We start from the raw sequence: 9,727 nt of genomic DNA, 5'->3' as shown, positions 1-9,727 counted from the left end.
AGCCGGCCGACCGGGGTGGCGGGGTCGGCGAGGGCGCCGTCCAGCAGGGTGGCGAAGTGGCCGGCGATCCGTTCGGGGGCGCCGGGCCCGAACGCCTCCGCGCGGTACTGCAGGCTGACGTCCAACGAGTCGTCGGTGTCGACGAGTTGGAGGTGGGCGAGGTTACGGGCGGTGCCCGCGAAGCCGATCCAGCGGACGGTGGCGGCGAGGCCGGGGCCGAAGTCGGGCTCCGGTGTGCCGGAGGGGCGGCGGCGGTAGCTGACGGAGAGCGGGGTGAGCGCGGTGCGCGGAGTGAGGCCGCGCACCGCCCGTCCGAGCGGGACGTCCCGGTGCGGGTAGAGCGCGCGCAGCTCGGCGCGCACCGCGAGGGCGTGGTCGGCGAACGACGCGTCCGCCGACGGCTCGGTGAACAGGGGGAGTTCGTTGACGGCCAGTCCGACGGCGACCGGCTCGCCGGGGCGGCGGACGGACAGCTCGACGGCCGTGGCCGGCGCCGGATTGCCGTAGCGCAGCAGCAGCGCGTGCCAGGCGGCGGTGAGCAGTTCGAAGCGGGTGACGCCCAGCCGCTCGGCGGTCGCGACGAGCGCGGCGTGGCGGTCGCCGTCGATCCGGAGCCCGGCGCAGGACCCGGCCCCGGGCAGGGTGCCGGGGGCGGCGCCCGGGTCGGCGACGGTCCGCAGCCCGGGCAGTACCGGCAGACCCGGCTCGCGCCACCGCTCCGCCCAGTAGGCGGTGGCCGAGGCCGACGACGGCTCGCCGGTGGCCGGGGCGGCGGCCGACAGGGCGAGCGCCTCGCCCCGGTGGGCGGCGGCGAGGTCGGCGACCAGCCGGTCCTTGGACTCGCCGTCGAACGCCAGGTGGTGGGCGGTGACCAGCAGCACGTGCCGCTCGGCGGCGGTCCGGTACAGGGTGAACCGGGCGAGCGGCCCGGCCGCGAGGTCGAAGCGGGCGGCGCTCTCGTCGGCGAGCAGCTTGCCGAGGTCCTCGGCCGGGCACTCGACGGTCCGCAGGCCGGGCGCGGGCCCGGGCCGCACACCGGGGCCGTCGGGGTCGATCCGGCCGGCCAGCACGGGGTGGTGCCGGACCACCCGGGCGCAGGACTCGGCGAGGGCCGCGGCGTCCAGCGGGCCGGTGAACTCGACGGTGACGGCGAGGTGGTAGGCGGCGCCGGCGTCGAGGGTCTGCTCGGTGAGCCAGACGCCGTGCTGGGCGGGGCTGAGGGCGGTGGTCATCGGGTGGCCTCGCTGGTGGTGGGGAGGGTCTGGCCGGCCGTGGGTGGCGCGCCCTGGGTGACCTGCCGGCGCAGCTCGCGCTTGAGCACCTTGCCGCCCTCGTTGCGCGGCAGTTCCTCGCGGAACAGCACGGTGGCCGGCAGTTCGTGCGCGGCGAGGTGGCCGAGCAGGAAGGTCCGCAGCTCGGCGGCGGTCGGCGGTTCGGTGCCGGGCGCGGGCACCAGCACCGCGGCGACCACGGCGCCGAGCACGGGGTGCGGCACGCCGAACGCGGCGGCGTCGGCGATCAGCGGGTGGGCGTGCAGGGCGTTCTCGACCTGGAGCGTGGAGACCTTGTGGGCACCGGACTTGACGACGTCCTTCTCCCGGTCGAGCAGGTGCAGGAAGCCGTCGGCGTCGATCCGCCCGAGGTCTCCCATCCGCACCCACGGGCCCTGGAACACCGCCCGGTCCCGCTCGCCGAGGTAGCCGCGCGGCGCGGTGGGCGAGCGCAGCCACAGTTCGCCCGCCTCGCCGGGCGGCAGCGGACGGCCGTCGGCGTCGGTGATCCGCAGATCGGCGAGCGAGGCGGGCTGGCCGGGCGAGTCGGGGTGCCCGGGGTCGAACAGCAGGGTGATCTGGGCGGGGGCGGCCTCGGTGGAGGTGTAGTAGTTGGTGATCTGGGCGCGCGGGAAGGCCCGGCTGAGCGCGAGCGCGACCGGCTGGGGCAGCGCGGCGGCCGTGGAGCCGACCAGCCGGACGCCGTCCAGGTCGGCCTTGGCCAGGGCGGCCGAGGCGAGCAGTTCGATCGCCATGGCGGGGACCAGGAAGACGCTGCCGACGCCGTGCTCGGCGATCAGCCGGACGAACCGCAGCGGGGTGAACTGCGGGGCGGCGACGCAGGCGGCGTGCGCGTTGAGCGCGTTGACCAGCATGGTCTGCCCGGCGTTGGTGCCGACCGGGAAGGCGTGCAGGAAGGCCCGCGAGTGCCGCAGCGGGCGCCGCCGTTCGTCCAGGGTGCAGCCGTACGCCAGGTTGGCGTGGGTGGCGGTGACGCCCTTGGGGGTGCCGGTGGTGCCGGAGGTGTAGAGGATCTGGGCGGGCGCGCCGGGGTCGGCGGGCGGCAGGTCCGGTTCGGCGGGGTGCCCGGCGGCGTCGGCCTCGGTGAGGGCGCGCACCCCGGGGAGGTCCGGCGCGCCGCCGCTGTGCAGCAGCAGCGCCGCGCCCGAGTCGGTGAGGGCGTGCGCGGTGACGGCGGGGGCGAGCCGGTCGGAGAGCGGGACGGCGACCCCGCCGGCCCGCAGCACGGCGAGGTGGGCGACGGCGTAGGCCACCCAGTCGGCGGTGCCGTGGCGCAGGGCGACCCGGTCGCCGGGGCGCAGTCCGGCGGCGCGCAGGGCTGCGGCGAGGGCGCCGGAGCGGGCCTGCCAGGCGCCGAAGTCGAGCCGGTCGGCGCCGTTGACGACGGCGGTCCGCTCGGGGTGGAGGGCGGCCCGGTGGGCGAGCAGCTCGGGCAGGCTGATGGGGACGGCGCGGTTCACACGGCCTCCCGGGCGGCGTCCTTGGCGGCGTCCGCGTTCCTGCGGGTGGCGGCGGCCCGGGCGCGCTCGCGCAGGCCGACCAGGTCGTCCGGCTCGGCGTCCGGCACCTCCCGGTCGAAACGGGCCAGCGCGGGCAGCCGCAGGCCGACGGCGACCAGGACGAGCATGGCGAGCCCGAACAGCACGTACATCAGGGCGATGCCGCGCCCTGGCCCGGTGCCGATCAGCGGGCCGAAGACCGGGGCGAGCGCGCCGTCCGGCTCCATCAGCGGGCCGAACACGGCCGAGCCGAGCGGGGCGATGACGCCGTGGCCGAGCGGCAGGGTGGACCAGGCGACCAGGGTGTTCAGGGCGAAGACCCGGCCGTGGAACCGCTGCGGCACCTTGACCTGGACGATCGTCGAGTAGACGCCGTTGACCAGGGAGAGCGCGAAGGACATCCCGAACGCCCCGGCGGCGATCACCCAGAGCCCGGCGTGCAGGCCGGTGACGGCGCCGGCCAGCGCGAGGACGGCGGCCAGGGCGAGCATGCCGCGCAGCCGGTGGCGGCGCGGTCCGCCCCAGAAGCCCATGGCGATGCCGCCGAGCAGGGCCCCGGCGCCGCCGGCCACGGCGACCCGGGCGGCGCCGTCCAGGTCGGAGAAGGCGAGCACCATCGGGGTGGTGAGCAGGAACAGCGGGGAGAGGAAGACGTTCAGGCCCGCGAACCAGAGCAGCATGGAGCGGAAGCCGCGCTGGCGCCAGGAGTAGCCGAAGCCCTGCTTGATCTCCTCGACCAGCGGTTCGCGCCTGGTCCACGGCAGGGTGCGCGGGAAGCGCACCGCCAGCAGGATGGCGACGGCGATGACGTAGCTGGCCACGTCGATGATCAGGATGCCGCGCAGGCCGATCGCCGCGAGCAGCGCGACCGCGACCATCGGCACGACGAACTGTGCCGCGCCGAAGGCGAGCTGGACGACTCCGTTGGCGTGGCCCAGGTACTGCTTGGGGACGATCTGGGGCACCGCGGAGGCGTAGGCGAGGCGTTGGAAGGTCAGCGCGACGGAGAGCACGCCGAGCAGCACGTAGACCTGCCAGGAGTGCAGTTGGCCGGCCAGCAGCAGGGCCAGCATGGCGGCCTGGGTGGCTCCGGCGGCGATGTCGCCGGCCAGCATCACCTTGCGCCGGTCCAGCCGGTCGACCAGGGCGCCGGCCACCGGTCCGACGACGATGCCGGGCAGCATGGCGATGACGGCGTAGAGCGCGTAGCGGGTCATCGAGCCGGTCTCCAGCAGGATCCAGATCGGCAGCGCGAACTCGGTGAGCGCCGATCCGGTGATGGAGGCCAACTGGCCCGCGGCGACGGCCAGGAAGCGTCCCATGCTGGGCTGCGGGCCCTCCGCGGCGGGCTCCTCGACCGCCTCCTGCTCGGCGGCCGGCGGGCCGGTCTCGCCGTGGAACCACCAGGAGCTGTCCGGTCCGCGCGCGGGCAGACCGCCGGTCTCCCCGGCGAGGACGGCGCGGTGCACGGTGGTGACGGCCTCGACGACCTCCGCCGCACGGTACTTGACGAAGAAGTGCCCGCCCTGGTCGAGCACCGCGACGGCGGAGCGCTCGGCGAGCAGCAGCCATTCGCGGTACCGCTCCTGGTAGAAGTCGGCGGCCGGGTCGTGGTCGCCGACCAGCGAGACCAGCGGGGCGCGCAGCCGGGGCGCGCCGGCCTCGACCTCCTCGATGGCCCGGGTGAAGTACGCCTCGGCGGCCTTGGAGTCGCGGCGCATGTTGCCGACGATGAACCGGACCTGTTCCTGGTCGAGTTCGGAGGTGTCGACGCCCATGCCGGTGAGCCAGTTGAGGTAGACCCGGTCGCCGAGCAGCGGTTCCAGGGCGGCGATGCCGCTGAGCGCGGTGAGCACCTTGCTGCGCGGCTTGGCGAACGGGAACTGGGCGCCGGCGTAGACGGCTTCGAGCTCCCGGCCGGAGGCCTCCAGCAGGCGGGCGGTGGCGACGGCGAGGGCGGTGCCGACGCCGCAGTGGCCGTAGACGACGACCGGGCCGTCGACCCGCTCGCGCACCTCGGCGGCCAGCTGCTCGGCCAGCTCGTCGAAGGGCAGGTGCTGTTCGGTGACGCCGATGTCATGGCCGGGGATCGCGACGGCCCACAGTTCGGTGTCGGCGGGCAGCAGGTCGGCGACCGGCTGGTAGACGACGGCGCTGCCGCCGCCGTAGGGGACGCAGACCAGGGTGAGCCGGCGGCGCTCGGCCGGGACGGGCCGGGTGAGCCGGTGCAGCAGGCGGCGCGGGCCGCGGTCGCGCTCGTCGAGGGTGGCGAGGGCGGCGAGGTCGTGGACGGTGCGGCAGGTGAAGAGGTCCATCACGCTGACCGGGCGGGCGCCGGCCTCGGTGAGCCGCTTGCGGGCCTTGGCGACGACCTGGGTGGCGAGCAGCGAGTGGCCGCCGAGGTCGAAGAAGTCCTCGTCGGTGCCGACCTCGGGCAGGCCGAGCACCTCGGCCCAGATCTCGGCGAGCACCCGCTCGGCCTCGGTCGCGGGCTTGGCGGCGCCGGCGTCGCGGCGGATCCGCGGGGCGGGCAGGGCGCGGCGGTCGAGCTTGCCGTTGGGGGTGAGCGGCAGGGCGGGCAGCACGGCGAAGGCGGCGGGGACCTGGTGGTCGGGCAGGGTGCGCTTGAGGGCGGCGCGCAGGGCGGCCGGGTCGGGCTCGTCGGCGCCGGGGGCGGGGACGAGGTAGCCGGTGAGCCGCTTGTCGCCGGGCCGGTCCTCGCGGACGATGACGGCGGCGTCGGCGATGCCGGGCCGGGCGCGCAGGGCGGCCTCGGTCTCGCCGGGTTCGATCCGCAGGCCGCGGATCTTGACCTGCTGGTCGATCCGGCCGAGGTGTTCGAGGGTGCCGTCGGGGCGGCGGCGGGCGAGGTCGCCGGTGCGGTAGAGCCGGGCGCCGGGCGGGCCGTAGGGGTCGGGGACGAACCGGGCGGCGGTGAGGCCGGGGCGGCGGTGGTAGCCGAGGGCGACGGCGGTGCCGCCGATGTGGAGTTCGCCGGGGGCGCCGGGCGGGACCGGCCGCAGGGCGGAATCGAGCACGTACAGGCGGGTGTTGTCGATCGGCAGGCCGATCGGGACGGTCCGCAGCGGGCCCTCGCACTCCCAGGCGGAGACGTCGACGGCGGCCTCGGTGGGCCCGTACAGGTTGGCGAGCGCGCAGCCGGGCAGGCGGGTGGTGAACTCCCGCGCGGTGTCCGGCGGCAGGGCCTCGCCGCTGCACACCACGCGGCACAGGGTGGTGCAGCGTTCGAGGCCGTCCTCGGCGAGGAAGACGGTGAGCATGGCGGGCACGAAGTGGGCGACCGTGACGCCGGCGCGCACCACGAGGTCGCGCAGGTAGCCGGCGTCCTTCTGGCCGCCGGGCTTGGCGAGGACGATCCGGGCGCCGGTGGTCAGCGGCCAGAAGAACTCCCAGACGGAGACGTCGAATCCGGCCGGGGTCTTCTGCAGGACGCGGTCCTCGGGGCCGATCCGGTAGGCGTCCTGCATCCACTGGAGGCGGTTGGCGATGGCCCGGTGGGTGTTGGGCACGCCCTTGGGGCGGCCGGTGGAGCCGGAGGTGTAGATCAGGTAGGCGGTGTCGTCGGGGGCGGGCCCAGCGGGCAGCGGGGTGCGGGCGCGGACCTTGGGCCACTCGCCGGGGTCGTCCAGCAGCAGGACGCGGGCGGTGCAGCCGTCCGGGATGGGCAGCCGGCGCTGGGTGAGCAGGACGGGCGCGGCGCTGTCGGCGAGCAGGAAGGCGAGCCGTTCGGCGGGGTAGTCGGGCTCCAGCGGGGTGTAGCCGGCGCCGGTGCGCAGCACGCCGAGCAGGCCGGCGACGAGTTCGGGCGAGCGTTCGGCGCTGATCGCGACCAGGCTGCCGGGGCCGACGCCCTCAGCGGCCAGCCGGACGGCGATCCGGTCGGCGGCCGCGTCAAGCTGACGGTACGTCAGGACGGGGCCGTCCTCGAAGGAGACCGCGACGGCGTCGGGGGTGCGGGCGATCTGCTCGGCGACCAGGGCGGTCAGGGTGGTGGCCGGGCGGTCGTTGGCGGTGTCGTTGAACCGCTCGACCTCGAAGGCCCGTTCGGCCTCGGGGAGGTCGTCGAGGGCGGACAGCGGGACGTCCGGGCGGTCGGCGATCGCGGTCAGCAGCCGGCCCAGGTGCTCGGCGAGGCGGGCGACGTCGGCCTCGGCGAAGAGGTCGGTGTTGTAGTTGAAGGAGCCGAGCAGGCCCTGCGGCCACTCCTGGAGGAAGAGCTCCAGGTCGAACCGGGTGCCGCTGGCCCGAACGCCGAACGGCTCGACGTCGATGGGCAGTTCTCCGACGGCCTCGCGCTGGACGGCGTAGTTCTGCACGGCGAGGACGGCCTGGAAGACCGGCGGGCGGGTGACGTCGCGGGCCACCTTGAGCTCGGTGACCAGCTGGGCGAAGGGCAGTTCCTGGTGGGCGTAGGCCTCCAGGCAGGTGTCGCGGGTGCGGCGCAGCAGTTCGGTGAAGGTGGGGTCGCCCTCCAGCCGGGCGGGCAGCGCCAGCACGTTGACGAACATGCCGACGAGCGGTTCGAGTTCGGGCTCGGGGCGGCCGGCGATGGGCGATCCGACGGCGAAGTCGCGCTGGCCGCTGAACCGGGCGAGCAGGGTCTGGAAGGCGGCGAGCAGCACCATGTAGACGGTGGCGTCGTGGCGCTTGCCGAGCGCGGTCAGCCGGTCGAGCAGCGGGCGGTCGACCTCGAAGCCGTAGCCGGCGCCGTCGAAGGTCTGGCGCGGCGGGCGGGGGGCGGCGCAGGCGAGTTCCAGCGGTTCGACGCCGGCCAGTTCGCGGGCCCAGTGGGCGACCTCGGCGGCCAGCCGCTCGCCGCTCAGCCGCTCGCGCTGCCAGATGGCGAAGTCGCCGTATTCGACGGCGAGTTCGGGCAGTGGGTCGGGGCGGCCGGCGGTGTAGGCGGCGTAGCCGCGCAGGACCTCGCCGAGCAGCACCTCGCTGGACCAGCCGTCGCTGACGCTGTGGTGGACGACGAGCAGCAGCACGTGGTCGTCGTCGGCGAGCCTGACCAGGTGGGCGCGCAGCAGCGGGCCGCTTTCCAGGTCGAAGGGGACGGCGGCGGCCTCGTCGATCAGCCGTTCGGCGTGCGCGGGGTCGGCGGCGTCGGCGAGGGTGAGGTCGGCGGGGCCGGGCGGGTCGATGACCAGCAGCGGGCGGCCGTCGTCGGTGGCGGGGTAGCGCGAGCGCAGGGTCTCGTGCCGGGCGAGGGAGGCGTCCAGGGCGCGGCGCAGGGCGGGCAGGTCGAGCGGGCCGCGCAGCCGGCGCACGACCGGGATGTTGTAGGCGGCGGTGCCGGGGGCGAACTGCTCCATGAACCAGAGCCGTTCCTGGGCGTAGGAGAGCGGCACGGGCGCGTCGGCGGCGCGGCGGGCGATGGTCTGCCGGGGGGCGGTGCGGCTCCTGAGGCGGCGGCTGAGCAATTCGCGCTTGGCGGCGGTGAGCCCGGCGGAGGACGGCGTGTCGGCGGGGGCCGGTGTGTCGGCCGAGGCCGGCGTGGGGGCGGTTTCGGTGCTCATGACGGCGTTGCGGTCCCTTCCAGGGCGTCCTGCGCGGCGAGCAGTTCCTCGGCGGCGGCGTCGGACAGCGCGTCGAGTTCGGCGACCAGGGCGGCTTCGACGGCGTCGGCGAAGGCGGCCACCGTGCGGTGGGTGAAGAGGGTGCGCAGCGGCACGGCGAGGTCGGCCGTGGCGCGGATGCGGGCGACGACCCGGGTGGCGAGCAGGGAGTGGCCGCCGAGGTCGAAGAAGTCGTCGTGGACGCCGACCCGGTCGAGGCCGAGGACCTCCTGCCAGACCTCGGCGACCAGCTCCTCGGCCTCGGTGCGCGGGGCGAGGTAGGCGGCGCGCAGCTCGGGGCGGGTGTCGGGGTCGGGCAGCGCGCGGTGGTCGAGCTTGCCGTTGGGCGTGAGCGGCAGCGCGTCGAGGACGAGGACGGCGTTGGGGACGAGGTGGGCGGGCAGGGTGGCGGCCAGCGCGGTGCGCAGCTCCTCAGGCGTGGGCGCGACCGGCCCGGTGGGCACGACGTAGCCGAGCAGCCGGTCCGCGCGGGCGAGGACGGCGGCCTGGCCGACGCCGGGCCGGGCGAGCAGCGCGGACTCGACCTCGCCGGGCTCGATCCGGTAGCCGCGCACCTTCACCTGGGCGTCGATCCGGCCCAGGAACTCCAGTTCGCCGTCGCCCCGTCGGCGCACCAGGTCGCCGGTGCGGTAGAGCCGGGCGCCGGGCGGGCCGTCCGGGTCGGGCACGAAGGCCCGGGCGGTGGCGCCGGGCCGTCCGAGGTAGCCGTCGGTGACACCGGCGCCGCCGATGACGAGTTCGCCGGGGGCGCCGGGCGGCACGGGGTGGCCGTGGCGGTCGAGCACGGCGACGGTGGTGCCGCCGATGGGACGGCCGATCGGCGGGCGCCGGGCGGTGTCGGCGGCGCCGAGCCCGGCGGTGGTGGCGATGACGGTGGTCTCGGTGGGCCCATAGGAGTTGACCAGCCGGACGCTGTCGCCGAACCGGGCGCGCCAGGCGGCGACGGCCTCCGGGCGGACCTGGTCGGCGCCGAGGATGAGCAGCCGCAGGGTCGCCGGCCAGGGGGTGGCGTCGAGGTCGGCGACCAGCTGGTGCCAGTACGGGGTGGGCAGGTCGAGCACGGTGAGGCCGGCGGCGGTGGGCTCGGCGAGCTGGTCGGGCAGGGCGGCGCCCGCCTCCGCGACGACCAGGGTGGCGCCGGCGGCGAGCGCCGGGAACACCTCCTCGGCACAGGTGTCGAAGGAGAGCGAGGCGTACTGCAGGACGCGGTCGGCGGCGGTGAGGCGGTAGCCCTCGCGCATCCAGGCGACCCGGGCGGCGAGCGCGCGGTGCGGGACCAGCACGCCCTTGGGGGTGCCGGTGGAGCCGGAGGTGTAGATGACGTACGCGGGGTCGC

4 protein-coding genes are annotated in these 9,727 nt (G+C 76.1%); all 4 read right to left on the bottom strand.

What is annotated here, in order from left to right; genetic code table 11:
- A partial coding sequence (locus ABD308_RS04260) for a condensation domain-containing protein (protein WP_344325734.1) occupies positions 1 to 1,232 on the bottom strand: 1,232 nt, incomplete at its 3' end.
- A complete protein-coding gene (locus tag ABD308_RS04255) occupies positions 1,229 to 2,752 on the bottom strand; it encodes a class I adenylate-forming enzyme family protein (RefSeq protein ID WP_344325732.1) in 1,524 nt (507 codons plus the stop codon). The genes ABD308_RS04260 and ABD308_RS04255, both read right to left, overlap by 4 nt.
- Positions 2,749 to 8,331: a non-ribosomal peptide synthetase/MFS transporter gene (locus ABD308_RS04250; protein ID WP_344325729.1), complete on the bottom strand. Its 5,583-nt coding sequence runs from the start codon at positions 8,329 to 8,331 to the stop codon at positions 2,749 to 2,751. Before ABD308_RS04250 ends, ABD308_RS04255 begins: the two co-directional genes overlap by 4 nt.
- On the bottom strand, positions 8,328 to 9,727 hold a 1,400-nt coding region (locus ABD308_RS04245; protein ID WP_344325726.1), incomplete at its 5' end, for a non-ribosomal peptide synthetase. The genes ABD308_RS04245 and ABD308_RS04250, both read right to left, overlap by 4 nt.

Origin of the sequence: Kitasatospora putterlickiae (assembly GCF_039527695.1) — a bacterium.
GTDB classification, from domain to species: Bacteria; Actinomycetota; Actinomycetes; order Streptomycetales; family Streptomycetaceae; genus Kitasatospora; species Kitasatospora putterlickiae.
Note: the sequence above shows the minus strand (reverse complement) of the source record. Positions and strands in the feature narration are given on the sequence as shown.